This is a genomic window from Pseudomonas fjordensis, assembly GCF_976987115.1.
This window is the reverse complement of the sequence record NZ_OZ336860.1, coordinates 1653921-1668783: the sequence shown is the minus strand read 5'-3', so window position 1 is coordinate 1668783 and position 14863 is coordinate 1653921. Positions and strand designations below refer to the sequence as shown.

The 14863-nt window shown below is 60.8% G+C and carries 13 protein-coding genes; 2 read left to right on the top strand and 11 right to left on the bottom strand.

What is annotated here, in order from left to right; genetic code table 11:
* Positions 1-43: 43 nt before the first annotated feature.
* From fabG to ACWHXD_RS07585, 5 genes are all read right to left on the bottom strand, one after another.
* A complete protein-coding gene (gene fabG / locus ACWHXD_RS07605) occupies positions 44-787 on the bottom strand; it encodes a 3-oxoacyl-ACP reductase FabG (RefSeq protein WP_003189275.1) in 744 nt (247 codons plus the stop codon).
* Positions 788-811: 24 nt separating this feature from the next.
* Positions 812-1750, bottom strand: a complete 939-nt coding sequence (gene fabD, locus ACWHXD_RS07600) for an ACP S-malonyltransferase (RefSeq protein ID WP_138763377.1) — start codon at positions 1748-1750, stop codon at positions 812-814.
* Positions 1751-1876: 126 nt separating this feature from the next.
* Positions 1877-2887, bottom strand: coding sequence for a phosphate acyltransferase PlsX (gene plsX, locus ACWHXD_RS07595; protein WP_082239708.1), 1011 nt, complete (start codon positions 2885-2887; stop codon positions 1877-1879).
* Positions 2888-2891: 4 nt separating this feature from the next.
* Positions 2892-3074, bottom strand: coding sequence for a 50S ribosomal protein L32 (gene rpmF, locus ACWHXD_RS07590; protein WP_003179396.1), 183 nt, complete (start codon positions 3072-3074; stop codon positions 2892-2894).
* 13 nt (positions 3075-3087) lie between these two features.
* Positions 3088-3618, bottom strand: coding sequence for a YceD family protein (locus ACWHXD_RS07585; RefSeq protein ID WP_032893131.1), 531 nt, complete (start codon positions 3616-3618; stop codon positions 3088-3090).
* Between the two features lie 105 nt (positions 3619-3723).
* Here ACWHXD_RS07585 and ACWHXD_RS07580 point away from each other — a divergent pair, with 105 nt between their 5' ends.
* Positions 3724-4302, top strand: a complete 579-nt coding sequence (locus ACWHXD_RS07580) for a Maf family protein (protein WP_138763376.1) — start codon at positions 3724-3726, stop codon at positions 4300-4302.
* 131 nt (positions 4303-4433) lie between these two features.
* On the opposite strand, the gene ACWHXD_RS07575 is transcribed toward ACWHXD_RS07580, so the two are convergent.
* Genes ACWHXD_RS07575 through rluC form a run of 3 tightly spaced genes read right to left on the bottom strand, consistent with a single transcriptional unit; the run spans position 4434 to position 7047 of the window.
* Positions 4434-5417: a S49 family peptidase gene (locus tag ACWHXD_RS07575; RefSeq protein WP_032893134.1), complete on the bottom strand. Its 984-nt coding sequence runs from the start codon at positions 5415-5417 to the stop codon at positions 4434-4436.
* Positions 5418-5438: 21 nt separating this feature from the next.
* Entirely contained in the window at positions 5439-6101 is a 663-nt protein-coding gene (locus ACWHXD_RS07570; RefSeq protein WP_138763375.1) for an HAD-IA family hydrolase, read from the bottom strand.
* Positions 6088-7047, bottom strand: coding sequence for a 23S rRNA pseudouridine(955/2504/2580) synthase RluC (gene rluC / locus ACWHXD_RS07565; protein ID WP_138763374.1), 960 nt, complete (start codon positions 7045-7047; stop codon positions 6088-6090). Before rluC ends, ACWHXD_RS07570 begins: the two co-directional genes overlap by 14 nt.
* Before the next feature lie 757 nt (positions 7048-7804).
* Here rluC and rne point away from each other — a divergent pair.
* The gene (gene rne / locus ACWHXD_RS07560) at positions 7805-10969 is read left to right on the top strand and encodes a ribonuclease E (protein ID WP_462362604.1); all 3165 of its coding nucleotides are present in this window, start codon (positions 7805-7807) and stop codon (positions 10967-10969) included.
* A 628-nt stretch (positions 10970-11597) separates the two neighbouring features.
* On the opposite strand, the gene ACWHXD_RS07555 is transcribed toward rne, so the two are convergent.
* From ACWHXD_RS07555 to ACWHXD_RS07545, 3 genes are all read right to left on the bottom strand, one after another.
* Positions 11598-12182, bottom strand: coding sequence for a nucleotidyltransferase family protein (locus tag ACWHXD_RS07555; RefSeq protein ID WP_138763372.1), 585 nt, complete (start codon positions 12180-12182; stop codon positions 11598-11600).
* On the bottom strand, positions 12179-13165 hold the full coding sequence (locus ACWHXD_RS07550; RefSeq protein ID WP_138763371.1) for an XdhC family protein: 987 nt from the start codon (positions 13163-13165) through the stop codon (positions 12179-12181). Before ACWHXD_RS07550 ends, ACWHXD_RS07555 begins: the two co-directional genes overlap by 4 nt.
* A 133-nt stretch (positions 13166-13298) precedes the next feature.
* A complete protein-coding gene (locus ACWHXD_RS07545) occupies positions 13299-14630 on the bottom strand; it encodes a dicarboxylate/amino acid:cation symporter (RefSeq protein WP_003189258.1) in 1332 nt (443 codons plus the stop codon).
* Positions 14631-14863 lie beyond the last annotated feature (233 nt).

The following is a 14863-nucleotide window of genomic DNA, read 5'->3' as shown; positions in this document are numbered from 1 at the left end:
TAGACAGCTCGTATGACATTTTTTTGAAGCGATCCGTCACAATTTAACTCATGTACATCCCGCCGTTAACCGGGATTGTAGCCCCAGTCACGTATGCCGCACCGTCAGATGCCAGGAAAGTGACCACATTCGCGATCTCTTGGGCCTGGCCCAGACGGCCCAGCGGAATCTGCGTCAGCAAGGCTTCGCGCTGTGCTTCCGGCAGTTCGCGGGTCATATCGGTGTCGATGAACCCAGGGGCCACCGAGTTGACCGTAATCGACCGCGAGCCGACTTCACGCGCCAGTGCGCGGCTGAAACCTTCCAGGCCGGCCTTGGCAGAGGCATAGTTTACTTGGCCTGCGTTGCCCATGGCACCCACTACGGAGCCAATATTGATAATTCGACCCCAACGCGCCTTGGTCATGCCGCGCAAAACGCCCTTGGACAGGCGAAACAGACTGTTCAGGTTGGTATCGACCACGTCGTACCACTCGTCGTCTTTCATGCGCATCATCAGGTTGTCACGGGTGATCCCGGCATTATTCACCAGAATAGCCGGCGCACCGAACTGAGCAGTGATCTGGGCCAGTACGGCAGCCACGGACTCATCGCTGGTCACATTCAGTTCAAGACCGGTGCCTTGCACGCCGTTTTCCTTCAGGGTCGCGGCGATACGCTCGGCGCCCGAGGCGGAGGTGGCAGTGCCGATCACAACGGCGCCCTGACGGCCCAGTTCCAGGGCGATGGCCTGGCCAATGCCACGGCTTGCGCCGGTAACCAGTGCAACTTTACCTTGCAGACTCATGCAGGCTTCTCCTAAGTACGGGATTCAGGCCAGTGCCGCGCGAGCGGCAGCGAAGGCTTCAGGGGTATTGAGGTTGGCGGTCGACACACCGTCGGCGCAGCGCTTGTTCAAGCCGGCCAGGACTTTGCCCGGGCCGCACTCGACCAGTTCAGTGGCACCGTTGGCCGCCAGGGTCTGGACCGATTCAACCCAGCGCACTGGCTTGTACAGTTGCTCCAGCAGGTCGCGCTTGAGGGTGTCGAGGTCGGCGGCCACGGCCGCGCTGACGTTCTGCACCAGCGGGATCTGCGGCGCCTGCCAGTTGATGGCCGCGATGGACTCGGCAAAACGCTCGGCTGCCGGGCGCATCAATTCGCAGTGGGACGGTACGCTCACCGGCAATGGCAGGGCACGCTTGGCGCCACGGGCCTTGCAACCCTCGATGGCACGCTCGACAGCCGCCTTGGCGCCGGCGATCACCACCTGGCCTGGGGAGTTGAAGTTCACCGCGCTGACCACTTCGCCCTGGGCCGCTTCGGCGCAAGCAGCAATCACATCCGCATCTTCCAGGCCCAGGATAGCGGCCATGCCGCCCTGCCCGGCCGGAACGGCTTCTTGCATCAGTTGACCACGACGCTCGACCAGCTTGACCGCTTCAGCCAAGGTCAGGCTGCCCGCGGCCACCAGGGCGCTGTACTCGCCCAGGCTGTGACCCGCGACAAAGGCAGGGCGTGCGCCGCCTTCTGCCAGCCACAAGCGCCACAGGGCGATCGAAGCGGTCAGGATGGCCGGCTGGGTTTTATCGGTTTGGTTGAGCAGCGCTTCCGGCCCTTGCTGGGTCAGTGCCCACAGGTCATAACCCAGGGCGTCGGAAGCTTCCTTGAAGGTGTCCAGGATCAGCGGGTATTGCGCGCCCAGCTCGGCCAACATGCCGAGGGACTGCGAACCCTGCCCTGGAAAGACGAATGCGAGGGATGTAGACATGTAACAAGCCCCTAATGATCTGGTCGTCAAAAATGCTCGCGCCTACGGTGGGCGCGAACGAAACTGACAGATTGGATGGTCAATTGAACTGGCCGGTCACATTTAAGCACTCCCGGGCCAATTCGCCTAAGGCAACAGATCCTCAAGACGTCCGTGCAAGCGTTGCGGCAGGTTCTCTTGAATCTCGATCAGGGCCCGCGCAATTGCACTTTGAAAGCCCAGCACACCGGCCGAGCCATGGCTTTTTACCACAATGCCCTGCAAGCCAAGAAAGCTTGCACCGTTGTGCCGTGCCGGCGCCAGGTCGGCCTGCAAGCGTCGCATCAAGGGCAGCGCCAAGGCACCCACCATGCGTGACGCCAGGTTGCGTTTGAACAACGCTTCGATACGCGTGGCGATCATGGTCGCCAAGCCTTCGCTGGACTTGAGCAGAATATTGCCGACAAAGCCATCACACACCACCACGTCAGCTTCGCCACGGTACAAACCATCGCCCTCGACAAAGCCGATGTAGTTCAAACCCCGCGCGCCTTGCAACAAGGTGGCGGCAAGCTTGACCTGCTGGTTGCCCTTGATGTCCTCGGTGCCAATATTCAGCAGGGCCACCCTGGGTCGGGCTACGCCGAGCGCCTCGGCGGCCACCGAACCCATTACGGCGAACTGCAACAGGTGCTCGGCGCTGCAATCGACATTGGCGCCCAGGTCCAGCAGTTGGCAATAGCCCTTCTGCGTCGGGATCGCCGCCACCATGGCCGGCCGATCAATACCCGGCAAGGTCTTGAGCACATGCCGCGACAACGCCATCAACGCGCCTGTATTACCGGCACTGACACAGGCTTGCACCTTGCCATCACGCAGCAGCTCAAGGGCCACCCGCATTGAAGAATCAGGTTTGCCCCGCAGGGCAACCGCCGGCTTTTCATCCATGCCAATGGTTTCGCTGGCTGGCGTAATCGTCAGGCGCGCGCGATCCACCGCCGGATGGCTGGCAATCAGTTCTTCAAGTAGGGAGGGTTGACCGACGAGGGTCAGGTGCAGCGAGGGCGTGGCAGACAGGCTGGCAATGCAGGCCTGAACAATGCTGCGGGGACCGAAGTCCCCGCCCATTGCGTCAATCGCGATGACTTGAGCAGACAAGTGATTACTCGTCAGCGCCCTTGTCAATCACTTTACGGCCACGGTATACGCCTTCTGGCGATACGTGGTGACGCAGGTGAACTTCACCAGTGGTCTTTTCCACAGACAGGGTGCTAGCCTCGAGAGCGTCGTGCGAACGGCGCATGTCACGGGCGGAGCGGGATTTTTTGTTCTGCTGAACAGCCATAATTGATTAACTCCTAAACGTTTGGGTCACGCTTTAACTGCGCCAATACACTGAACGGGTTGGACCGCGTTACCTCGTCCTCGCTCGGCTCGGCCTCGTCATCGAGACCCTCCGGCTGCTGGCATTCTTCCGGATGATGAGCAGGCACAATGGGCAAGGCGAGCAAAAGCTCCTCCTCGATCAGTGCATGCAGATCCAATGGATCTTCGCCCAGTTCCAGCACGTCATAACCTTTCGGCAACGACTGGGTATTCGCACCCTCTTTCACCACAGCATAACTGCATTCGCTGTGGATCGGCAGGGTGACCAGCTCAAGACAACGCTGGCAAACCATTTTGACTTCGGTGTCGATAACGCTGTGGATTACCACAGATTTACGTTCATCTCGTTCAAAAACGAATTGTGCCTGCACCGTACCGACAGTGTCGGAAAGCGGGTCGCAGAGTCTCTCCAAATCGGCCAGCAGCACTTCACCTTGAAGGGTGGTGCCACGATCAGCCAATTTGCGCGGGTCAACGTGAGGTGGAATCGGGTCATTCAACATAGGCGCAGCATTATAGGGATGCACCCGGCCATGTCAAAGGAAATTCAGCCCTGTGCGTCAGCCGGTCACGTCGCTAGAATCGGCGACTGCCTTGAGGAGACGTATATGCTGCCTTTATTACTCGCGTCCAGCTCGGTTTATCGCCGGGAATTACTGAGCCGCCTGCACCTGCCGTTCACCTGCAGCTCGCCGGATATCGACGAAAGCCACCGCCCGGATGAGTCCGCCATCGAACTGGTCAAGCGCCTGGCCGAGCAAAAGGCCCGCGCCCTCGCCGCCAGCCATCCTGGCCATTTAATCATTGGCTCGGATCAGGTCGCTGCACTGGAAGGCCGGATCATCGGCAAGCCCCACACCTTCGAAAACGCCCGCGAGCAACTGCTGGCTGCCAGCGGCAAGCGTGTGAGCTTCCTCACGGGCCTGGCACTGCTCAACAGCGAGACTGGGCACTGCCAGGTCGACTGCGTGCCGTTTACCGTACACATGCGCGAACTGGATGCAGAACGTATTGAGCGCTACCTGCGGATCGAGCAGCCTTATGACTGTGCGGGCAGCTTCAAGGCAGAGGGACTGGGTGTGAGCTTATTCCAGAGCACGGACGGGCCGGATGCGACCAGCCTTATAGGGCTGCCACTGATTCGGCTGGTGGACATGCTACTGACCGAAGGCGTACAGATCCCTTGAAACCATCGTAAAACAATGTGGGAGCTGGCTTGCCTGCGATAGCGGTGTACCAGGCGACACTTATATCGACTAATCCATCGCTATCGCGGGCAAGCCCGCTCCCACAGTTGACCTACACCAAGCTTGGAATTTCAGCGCAGGGACGGCCCCTGGAAGCCCATATACAGAGCTAGCTTCTCCGCCACACTGGCACCAAGCTTCTTGGAGAAGCGATCAAACGGCGATTCCTCGACCGTAAAATCCACCAACTCCTTCTCGCCAATCACATCCCGCGCCACCGAACTGGCACTGCCCAGGCCATCGATCAGGCCCAGCGGCAATGCCTGCTCACCCGACCAGACCAAGCCGGAGAACAGCTCCGGATGATCCTTATCCTTCAGACGGTCACCACGCCCCTGCTTGACGCTGGCAATGAACTGACGATGGGTGGTGTCGAGGACGCCCTGCCAGAACTGGGTTTCATCGGCTTTTTGCGGCTGGAATGGGTCGAGGAACGACTTATGCTCACCCGAGGTGTAGGTGCGACGCTCTATCCCCAGCTTTTCCATGGCACCGACAAAACCGTAACCGGCCGCGGTCACACCAATGGAACCCACCAGGCTGGCCTTGTCGGCATAGATCTGGTCCGCAGCGCTGGCAATGTAATAGGCGCCCGAGGCACCCAGATCGGAGATCACGGCATAGAGCTTGGTATCCGGATGCAAGGCGCGCAGACGACGAATCTCGTCATACACATAGCCCGACTGCACCGGGCTGCCGCCTGGGCTGTTGATGCGCAGGACCACGCCTTTGACCTTGGGGTCCTCAAAGGCCGCGCGCAGACTGGTGACGATATTGTCGGCACTGGCAGGCTCCTTGTCGGCAATCACGCCGCGCACCTCGATCAAGGCGGTGTAATGGCTGCCACGGGTGGCGCTCTTTTCCATGTCCATCAACGGACTGAACAGCGCCAGCATCCCAAGCAGGTACACAAAGGTCAGCAGCTTGAAGAAAATCCCCCAGCGCCGCGAACGGCGTTGCTCCTGGACACTGGCCAGGAGGGTCTTCTCCAGCAGCTTCCAGCTTTTATCATCACTGCTCTCGGCCTTTTCAGGCGCTTTCCACTCGTCACTCATGCCATCAACCCCAGCAAAGACTTATCGGGCCCGGCTGAGCCAGGCCTGCAGTTCGGAAAAATGATCAATCGTCAGTCTCGGTTCGTATTGCTGCAATGTCTCGGCCGACTGGGCGCCGTAGCTGACCGCGACGCTGTCCATGCCCGCATTGCGCGCCATCATCAGGTCGAAAGACGCATCGCCCACCATCAATGCCTCGCGTGGCGTTACACCACAGTGCGCAAGGATCTGTTCCAGCATCAAGGGATGGGGCTTGCTGGCGGTTTCATCCGCAGCACGGGTGATATCAAAGTAATCTTCCCAGCCGTGAGCCTTGAGCACACGGTCCAGGCCGCGACGAGCCTTGCCGGTGGCGACCGCCAGGTGATAACCCTGGGCACGAAACGCTTCCAGCGATTGCACCACACCTTCAAACAGCGGCGAAGGCGTAGCTTCCAGCGCAATGTAGTGGTCGGCGTAGTGCTCGCGAAACGCTACCAGCTCGGCGTCGCTGATGTCGGGGTACAGGGTGCGAATGGCTTCAGGCAAACCCAGGCCGATAATGCCCTTGACTGCCAGGTCCGTGCACAAGTCAAAGCCCGAGCGGGTCGAGGCCATGTGCATGGACTCGACGATGCGGCCAATGGAATTGGCCAGCGTCCCGTCCCAATCGAAGATCAGCAGCTTGTAGTCAAGGTGCGACACTCAAACGCTCCACGGTCTTGGCCCACACTTCATCGACCGGCGCCTGCAGGTTCAACTCGCCGCCATCGGGCAGCGGCACGGTGAGCATGTAGGCGTGCAGGAACAGCCGCTTACCGCCCAGATCGCGAATTTCCTTGGAGAAATCCTCGTCGCCGTACTTGGTGTCACCGGCGATGCAGTGACCTGCATGCAGGGTGTGCACCCGAATCTGGTGGGTGCGCCCGGTCACCGGCTTGGCCTCGACCATGGTGGCAAAGTCCCCGAAGCGACGCAGCACCTTGAACAGGGTCAGGGCCTCTTTGCCCTCCTCGTCCACTTCGACCATGCGCTCGCCGGAGCGCAGGTTGCTCTTCTGCAACGGCGCACGCACGCTCTTGATCGAACTGGCCCAGTTGCCGCGCACCAGCGCCATGTAGCGTTTGTCCACGCCATCGCCACGCAGGGCGGTGTGCAAGTGGCGCAACATGCTGCGCTTCTTGGCGATCATCAGCAGGCCAGACGTGTCGCGGTCCAGGCGATGGACCAACTCCAGCTCCTTGCAATCGGGGCGCAACTGACGAAAGGCTTCGATCACGCCGAAGTTCAAGCCACTGCCGCCGTGAACCGCAATGCCACAGGGCTTGTTGATCACGATCAGCTTGTTGTCTTCGAACACAATCGACGCTTCCAGGCGCTGCAACAGCCCCTGGGCCAGCGGCACCGGCTCGTCGCGTTCAGGCACGCGCACCGGCGGCACACGGACGATATCGCCCGCCTGCAGCTTGTACTCAGGCTTGATGCGCCCCTTGTTCACGCGCACTTCGCCTTTGCGCAAGATGCGGTAAATCAAGGTCTTGGGCACGCCTTTGAGCCTGGCCAGGAGAAAATTGTCGATGCGTTGGCCGGCATATTCCGGCGAGACCTCAAGCAGCTGGACGCTGGGGGTCGGGGGGGCGGTAGTCGTCATGGCGGCGATGATAACAATTTTTTATGGAATTGAAGCACTTAATCATTACTGCTATAGTCGCGAACGCCGCCAAAAGCGGCCTGGACAGAGGACATGCGGCAAACTGCCGGCCCTGACCATCGCAATTCATCAGGACGCGAGGCCGTCCTACGGGGCTTTTGCCACCTTGGGAGGCTCAAGACTGTAACAAGCGCAGGTGACATGAGGCCTGAAGCGAGTGCAGAAAGCAGAGTGAATACTCGCCTTTTGCGCCGATATTTACGGCCAGTTCACAAAGTGCAGTCAGTTTTGAGCCAGACCATGGCGAATGCTTCGGAAACAACGCCTGTTAAGAGCTGAGTGAGAGCGCAACCGCCCACACCTAGTCTTGTTTAGCCATGAGCGTGGACTCCCCATTGGAGAACACGGTAAATGCCAACCCGCTGCGGATTCTGCGCGCGGCAGCACCCGAATTATCAGGGATACGTGTAGGGTGGAGATGCACAACCGTCGGACTGTGTAGCACTAGGCTTGTTTTAGACGCTTCATCTCGTCCACAGTCGCCGGTTGATTCCTCCTCCTGACCTTAGCTTTTGTTGAAGTGGTGCCTTTGTCACCACCGCTAACGAGCAGGACGCGTCCGTCGCGATACCGGCCCAATTGGCCGATTTTGCTGGACACTGGAGTGGCCAACCACTCTTGACGCACCTGACACCGACCGTGAGAAGTCGTGTGTGCCGAACGCCGTTTCCGGCAGCCCGGAAACCGACGGTACAACATGAAAAGAATGCTGATTAACGCAACTCAACCCGAAGAGTTGCGTGTTGCACTGGTAGATGGCCAACGCCTCTACGACCTGGACATCGAATCCGGTGCACGCGAGCAGAAAAAGGCCAACATCTATAAAGGCCGTATCACTCGCATCGAACCAAGCCTTGAGGCTGCCTTTGTCGATTTCGGCTCCGAGCGCCACGGCTTCCTGCCCCTTAAAGAAATCTCCCGCGAATACTTCAAGAAAGCCCCCGAAGGCCGCGTGAACATCAAGGACGTCCTGAGCGAAGGCCAGGAAGTCATCGTCCAGGTCGAAAAAGAAGAACGTGGCAACAAGGGCGCAGCCCTGACCACCTTCATCAGCCTCGCCGGTCGTTACCTCGTACTGATGCCGAACAACCCACGTGCCGGCGGTATTTCCCGTCGCATCGAAGGCGAAGAGCGCAACGAACTGCGTGAAGCGCTGAACGGCCTGATCGCACCGGCCGACATGGGCCTGATCGTGCGCACTGCCGGCCTTGGCCGCAGCAGCGAAGAAATGCAGTGGGACCTCGACTACCTGCTGCAACTGTGGACCGCTATCAAAGAAGCGTCCCTGGATCGTTCCGCGCCATTCCTGATCTACCAGGAAAGCAACGTGATCATCCGCGCCATCCGCGATTACCTGCGCCAGGACATCGGCGAAGTGCTGATCGACAGCGTTGAAGCCCAGGACGAAGCCCTGACCTTCATCCGCCAGGTGATGCCGCAGTACGCCAGCAAGATCAAGCTGTACGAAGACAGCGTGCCGCTGTTCAACCGTTTCCAGATCGAAAGCCAGATCGAGACCGCCTTCCAGCGCGTGGTCGAACTGCCTTCCGGCGGCTCCATCGTGATCGACCCGACCGAAGCCCTGGTGTCCATCGACATCAACTCGGCGCGTGCGACCAAAGGCAGCGACATCGAAGAAACCGCCCTGCAGACCAACCTGGAAGCGGCTGAAGAAATCGCCCGCCAGCTGCGCCTGCGTGACATCGGCGGCCTGATCGTCATCGACTTCATCGACATGACCCCCGCCAAGAACCAGCGCGCCGTGGAAGAGAAAGTCCGCGAATGCCTGGAAGCTGACCGCGCTCGCGTGCAAGTCGGCCGCATCTCGCGCTTCGGCCTGCTGGAAATGTCCCGTCAGCGCCTGCGTCCATCCCTGGGCGAGAGCAGCGGCATCGTTTGCCCACGTTGCAACGGCACCGGCATCATCCGTGACGTTGAATCGCTGTCCCTGGCGATCCTGCGCCTGATCGAAGAAGAAGCCCTGAAAGACCGTACCGCCGAAGTTCGCGCACAAGTGCCGATTCCGGTTGCGGCCTTCCTGCTCAACGAAAAACGCAACTCGATCACCAAGATCGAACTGCGCACCCGTGCCCGTATCGTCATCCTGCCGAACGATCACCTCGAGACGCCGCACTTCGAAGTCCAGCGCTTGCGTGATGACAGCCCGGAAGCCCACAGCGGCCAGTCCAGCTATGAAATCGCCGCGGCTGCCGCCGAAGTCGAAGAAGTCCAGCCAGCCGCTGCGACCCGCACCCTGGTTCGCCAGGAAGCGGCCGTCAAGACTGCGCCGGCCCGCGCTAACGCACCGGTACCGACCGAAGCTGCCGCCCCGGTTGCCGCGCCGGCCGCCCTGCCTGAGCCAAGCCTGTTCAAGGGCCTGGTGAAGTCGCTGGTCAGCCTGTTCGCCACCAAGGAAGAGCCTGCTGCCCCGGTTGTGGTTGAAAAACCTGCCACCGAGCGCCCGGCGCGCAATGAAGAACGTCGCAACGGTCGCCAGCAGAGCCGTAACCGCAATGGCCGCCGCGACGAAGAGCGCAAGCCTCGCGAAGAACGTGCTCCGCGTGAAGAACGCGCACCACGTGAAGAACGTGCGCCTCGCGAAGCCCGCGAAGACACCCCGACCGTCGCCCGTGAAGAACGTGCACCGCGTGAAGAGCGCGCCCCACGTACCCCACGCGCTCCACGTGAAGACCGCAAGCCACGTGGCGAGCGTGAAGAACGTGTGCGTGAATTGCGCGAGCCTCTGGACGCGGCACCTGCCGTTGCCGCTGCCGCAGCCGTTACCACCGAAGAACGCCCGGCCCGCCAGCCGCGTGAAGAGCGCGCACCCCGTGAAGAGCGCCAACCGCGCCCGCCACGTGAAGAGCGTCAACCACGCGCCGAGCAAGCCGCTGCTGCCAGCGAAGAAGAAGTACTGACCGGCGAAGAGCAACTGCAGGAAGACGGCCAGGACAACGCCGAAGGCGATCGTCCACGCCGCCGCTCCCGTGGCCAGCGTCGTCGCAGCAACCGTCGTGAGCGTCAGCGTGATGCCAACGGCAACGTGATCGAAGGTTCGGAAGAAACCGGCGAAAACCCAGAAGCTGCCAACAACGAACCAACAGGCGCCGAACTGGCTGCCGGCTTGGCCGTTACCGCTGCCGTTGCCAGCTCGGTCATCAGCGCCCCCGCTGAAGCCCAGGCCCACGAGCAAGCCGAACGCGCTACCGCTTCCGTCGAAGACACTGTTGCCGTAGAAGCGCCAGCCGCCGAAACCCCAGCGGTCGAAGCGCCGGTTGTTGAAGCGCCAGTCGTTGAAGCCACAACCCCTGTCGAAGCCCCAGTGGTTCCGGAAGTGGAAGTTGCCCCGGTTCGCGATGCACAGCCAGAAACCGAAGCGGTTGCCGTTGAACCGGCTCCGGTAGTTGAGCCTCAGCCAGTAGTAGAAGCGACCGTAGAAGCTCCGGTGGTCGAAGAAGCATCCCCGGCCGTGCGTGAAGTTCGCGAAGAACAGACCGCCTTCCAGTGGACTGCCGAACCGGCTGCACCGGTTGAAGCGCCAGCACCTGCCCCAGTGGTAGAAGAAGCGCCGGCACCGGTTGCCGAAGTCGCCGCCGAGCCAGCCCCAGTGGTTGAGCCGACGCCGGTTGCGGAGCCTGCGCCCGTGGTTGAAGTCGAAGCCTCGGTGGTTGCCGAAGTGGCCGCCCCTGTGGTTGAAGCTGCACCTGCAAGCGCCCTCACCGAAAACGGCCGTGCGCCGAACGACCCACGTGAAGTGCGTCGTCGCCGCAAGGAAGCCGAAGCTGCTGCAGCCGCAGCCGCAGCCCAGGCGGTAGATCACAAGGCCCCGGAAGCAGAGCACGAGCCTAAACCCCTCGTCTGATTCCAACCGCCACTAAAAAGCCCCGCCTGAGTGATCAGGCGGGGCTTTTTTATGGCTGGCTATCTCGACTTGAAATGCAATCACTGTGGGAGCTGGCTTGCCTGCGATAGCGGTCTGACAGCCGATACCTATCTACCTGACACCCCAATGATCCCACTGTGGGAGCGGGCTTGCTCGCGAAGGCGGCCTGACAGCTGACACAGTTTATCGGGTACATATCCATTCCTGCGGTAACGGCCACTTAGGGTTCCGCCCTACGGCGGCTCACTTTTGAACAGCGCAAAAGTAAGCAAAACGCTCTTGCCCCACCACTCGGCACCTCGCCTAGGCTCGGTGTGCCCGTAATCCGACAGTGATTTGGGGGGTCGCCGCCACGCGCCATCCATGGCGCGGGGCGGCTAAACCGGCATCCCTGCCGGTTTACCCCCCAAATCACTGTCGAATTCCGGCCAGCGTGGTTTAACGGGGCGCCTAAGATCAAGATCAAGAGCGGCTCGCTTCGCATCGTGGTTACCGCCTGCTGCTACAGCCCACAAAGTTATGTAGATACCTATGCTGCGATAGGGTCAATTCAGTCAGCCTGGATGTGGCTGACACACCGCAATCGCAGGCAAGCCAGCTCCCACCTTTAATCTGCGCTAAAACTCAACCGTTGCGGCACATCCACATCCCAAAGCACACCGGGATCATCCATCTGCATCTCCCGCACCTGTGCTCGCGCAAACAACGGCTTGGCTCCGCGATCCCCACTCAGCGCCATCAGCGCCGGGCCAAACGTGCGATCAAAAGCCACTGGATGCCCGTACTGCCCGGCAGATACCGGCACAGTGACGCCCTCCACGTTGGCAATCACCCGTTCGATACTCGATGACTGAATAAACGGCATATCCCCCAACACCACCAGCCACCCATCCGCCGCACCGCTGGCCTTGACCGCCGCCGCAATGCTGTCGCCCATCCCGCTCGAATCCAGCAGCACAACTTGACAGCCATAAGCCTTTGCCAGACGGATAACCTCTGCGCGCTCCGGCGAAGTCACCAACCAGCGCTTTTCGACACGCAGAGGCAAATTGCGTAGCACCTGCTCGATGACCGGACGGGTAACGCCATCCAACCCCACACAAGCGGCAAGCAACTTGTCTTGATCAGCTCCTGCTTCAGCCCGAAAACGACTGCCCTGCCCCGCCGCCAGCACAATTGCGGTCACCGTCACTCGGCCACCACTGCCAACGGCTTTTTCTGCATCGGTGCCACGCCATTCTTGATCGCAACAATTTCCGCCATCAGCGACAGCGCAATTTCCGCCGGCGTATGGCTGCCGATGTGCAGGCCGATCGGCCCGTGCAAGCGCGCGATGGCGTCCGCCGACAGGCCCAGCGCGGCCAGGTTCTCCCGACGTTTCTGGGTATTGACCTGCGAACCCAGGGCGCCGATATAGAACGCCGTGGAGTTCAGCGCCGTCAGCAACGCCATGTCATCCAGACGTGGATCGTGGGTCAGGCAGACAATGGCCGTGCGTTCATCGGTATGAATATTCAACACCGCCTCGTCGGGCATGCCCGGCACAAAGCGGCCATGCTGGTCTTCCCAGCCGTAGACGAACTCTTCGCGGGGGTCGCAGATCAGCACTTCGAAATCCAGCAGGCGCGCCATTTCCGCTACGTAGCGCGACAGCTGCCCGGCGCCGATCAGCAGCAGGCGCCAGCGCGGGCCGTAGATGGCGCGCAAGCGTTCACCGTCGAAGCTCACCACGTCGGTCTTGCTGGCGGCGCTCAACGTCACCTCGCCGGTGGCCAGGTTCAGCTCGCGAGCGACAATCTGATGATCTTCACAACGCGCCAGCAGCGCTTGGACCCAACCCCACTCGTCCACGCGCTCCTCGGTGAGCCGCAGGGTGCCACCGCAGGGCAGGCCAAAACGTGCGGCCTCATCGCGAGTGACGCCGTAAGTCACCAACTGCACAGGCGGGCCGTCAGCAGGCAAGCGGCCATCTTGCAGGCGTGCGATCAAGTCATCCTCGATGCAACCGCCCGACACCGAGCCAATCACCACGCCATCACCGCGCAGGGCCAGCATTGCCCCCGGCGGGCGCGGCGCGCTGCCCCAGGTTTGCACCACGCTGTACAAGATCACGCGCTGCCCGGCGCGGCGCCATTGCAGCACGCTGCGCAGGACGTTCAGATCCACACTGTCCATCAGGCCTCCGGTAAGTACTGTCGCGTTCACTGTAAACCAAAAATATCCGTAGCATCCCGCCAGAAACGCAAACGCCCCGAACCAGTCGGGGCGTTTGCCGATAGCGTTGGCGTCAGTTCACGCCAGCAGCCACTTATTTGACGACAGGCGCCGGGCCTTCAGCCACGCCCAGGTCATCGAGCTCGCGGGTTTCGGAGATACCGGTACCGCCAGACGCCAACTCGCTTTGCAGCTTGTCGGTGTCCAGTTCCTTGACCCACTTGGCCACAACGATGGTGGCAACTGCGTTACCCACCAGGTTGGTCAGGGCACGGGCTTCGGACATGAAGCGGTCGATACCCAGGATCAGCGCCAGGCCCGCAACCGGCAGGTGGCCAACGGCCGACAGGGTGGCGGCCAGTACGATGAAGCCCGAACCGGTCACGCCAGCAGCGCCTTTGGACGACAGCAGCAGCACCAGCAGCAGGGTGATCTGGTGAGTGATGTCCATGTGGGTGTCGGTCGCCTGGGCGATGAACACAGCCGCCATGGTCAGGTAGATCGACGTACCGTCGAGGTTGAAGGAGTAACCGGTTGGAATCACCAGGCCGACCACGGACTTCTTCGCGCCCAGGCGCTCCATCTTGATCAGCATGCGTGGCAGTGCGGATTCGGAAGACGAGGTACCCAGTACGATCAGCAGTTCTTCACGGATGTAGCGGATCAGCTTCAACACGCTGAAACCGTGAGCGCGGCAGATGGCGCCCAGCACCAACACCACGAACAGGATGCAGGTGATGTAGAAGCAGATCATCAATTGGCCCAACTGCACCAGGGAACCGACACCGTAGGCGCCGATGGTGAACGCCATGGCGCCCAAGGCACCGATTGGCGCGAGCTTCATGATCATGTTGATGATGTTGAACATCACGTGGGCGAAGCGATCGATGAAGTCCAGCACCGGCTTGCCGTAGGCACCCAGGCGGTGCAGGGCGAAACCGAAGATCACCGAGAACATCAGCACTTGCAGGATGTCGCCGTTGGCGAAGGCGCCGACGATGGTGTTCGGGATGACGTTGAGGATAAAGCCGACGATGCTCTGGTCTTTACCGGCGGTGACGTAGGCCGCCACTTTGGAAGCATCCAGGGTCGCGACGTCGATGTGCATGCCGGCGCCCGGCTGCACCACGTTGACCACGACCAGGCCAATCAGCAGGGCGATGGTAGAAACGATTTCGAAGTACAGCAGCGCGTAGCCGCCGGTCTTGCCCACCGACTTCATGCTTTGCATGCCAGCGATGCCGCTGACCACGGTACAGAAGATGATCGGGGCGATGACCATTTTGATCAGCTTGATAAAGCCGTCACCCAGTGGCTTGAGGGCCACGCCGGTCTGCGGGTAGAAGTGGCCGAGCAAAATACCGATAACGATTGCAACGATCACCTGGAAATACAGGGATTTGTAGATTGGCTGACGAGTCGTCATTGCAAAGTTCCTCAATCGTCCCGTGTGGCAAATATCCGCCATTGCCCACGGCACTTGAATTGCGAACCCTCCTGCACTGGAGGGATTTGTTGTTTGCCAAGCCTGTAGGAACAAGCCTGCGCTGTAACCCCTATCGCAAACAGCGTGCCACTTTGCTTAAACGCGCTGAAGGCCCTTAGACATCAGGGCTTGGGGTTTACGGGCGACTCCGAGACGCGCAACAAGGTGGCGGA

Excerpts from the sequence above, each read along its gene's own strand:
- ACWHXD_RS07575 (WP_032893134.1), bottom strand. The coding sequence starts at position 5,417 with ATGAGTGACGAGTGGAAAGCGCCTGAAAAGGCCGAGAGCAGTGATGAT.
- ACWHXD_RS07585 (WP_032893131.1), bottom strand. The coding sequence starts at position 3,618 with ATGTTGAATGACCCGATTCCACCTCACGTTGACCCGCGCAAATTGGCT.
- rpmF (WP_003179396.1), bottom strand. The coding sequence starts at position 3,074 with ATGGCTGTTCAGCAGAACAAAAAATCCCGCTCCGCCCGTGACATGCGC.
- ACWHXD_RS07580 (WP_138763376.1), top strand. The coding sequence starts at position 3,724 with ATGCTGCCTTTATTACTCGCGTCCAGCTCGGTTTATCGCCGGGAATTA.
- ACWHXD_RS07550 (WP_138763371.1), bottom strand. The coding sequence starts at position 13,165 with ATGGACAGTGTGGATCTGAACGTCCTGCGCAGCGTGCTGCAATGGCGC.
- fabD (WP_138763377.1), bottom strand. The coding sequence starts at position 1,750 with ATGTCTACATCCCTCGCATTCGTCTTTCCAGGGCAGGGTTCGCAGTCC.
- rluC (WP_138763374.1), bottom strand. The coding sequence starts at position 7,047 with ATGACGACTACCGCCCCCCCGACCCCCAGCGTCCAGCTGCTTGAGGTC.
- fabG (WP_003189275.1), bottom strand. The coding sequence starts at position 787 with ATGAGTCTGCAAGGTAAAGTTGCACTGGTTACCGGCGCAAGCCGTGGC.
- rne (WP_462362604.1), top strand. The coding sequence starts at position 7,805 with ATGAAAAGAATGCTGATTAACGCAACTCAACCCGAAGAGTTGCGTGTT.
- ACWHXD_RS07545 (WP_003189258.1), bottom strand. The coding sequence starts at position 14,630 with ATGACGACTCGTCAGCCAATCTACAAATCCCTGTATTTCCAGGTGATC.